The sequence below is a fragment of the Neisseria sp. P0021.S007 genome (genome assembly GCF_051956855.1).
In genome coordinates this window covers 1-524 of record NZ_JBQCXA010001165.1, presented here as the reverse complement: position 1 = coordinate 524, position 524 = coordinate 1, and the positions used below count along the sequence as shown (strand labels likewise).

Annotated in this window: 1 protein-coding gene; it reads right to left on the bottom strand. The window is 49.6% G+C overall.

Annotated elements, in window-relative coordinates:
• Nucleotides 1-101: 101 nt before the first annotated feature.
• The coding region (locus tag ACTHUR_RS18075) for a glutathione peroxidase (RefSeq protein WP_440400132.1) at nt 102-524 on the bottom strand (423 nt) is incomplete at its 5' end.

The following is a 524-nucleotide window of genomic DNA, read 5'->3' as shown; positions in this document are numbered from 1 at the left end:
CATAAAGATAATGCGCCCTACTTTCAAGGCGGCGGAATGTGAAAAACCGTAAGGTTTCGACACATTTTTTCAGACGAGGTCGTCTGAAACGGCTCGCGCCTTTATAGCAACTTCTTGATATCGTTTTCGATTTCTTTCGGCGCTACGCTGGGTGCAAAACGCGCTGTCACTTCGCCTTCACGATTAATCAGGAATTTGGTGAAGTTCCAGCGGATATCGCCCGCCTGATGCTTACAGCCCCATGCCGCCAGCCGCAACACCGCTTCTTTCAACATATGCCCGCCCCTATCCTGCGGCTGTTGCGCCTTCAAATAAGCATAAAGCGGCAATGCAGATGCGCCGTTGACATCGATTTTGTCAAAAATTTTGAATGCAGTACCAAACTTCGTCTGACAGACGGAAGCAATTTCCCGACTGCTCTCCGGCGCCTGTCCGCGAAATTGGTTGCACGGAAAATCCAATATCTCCAAACCTTGCCCGCTGTAATGTTCATAAAGTTGCTGCAATGCCGTATATTGCGGCGT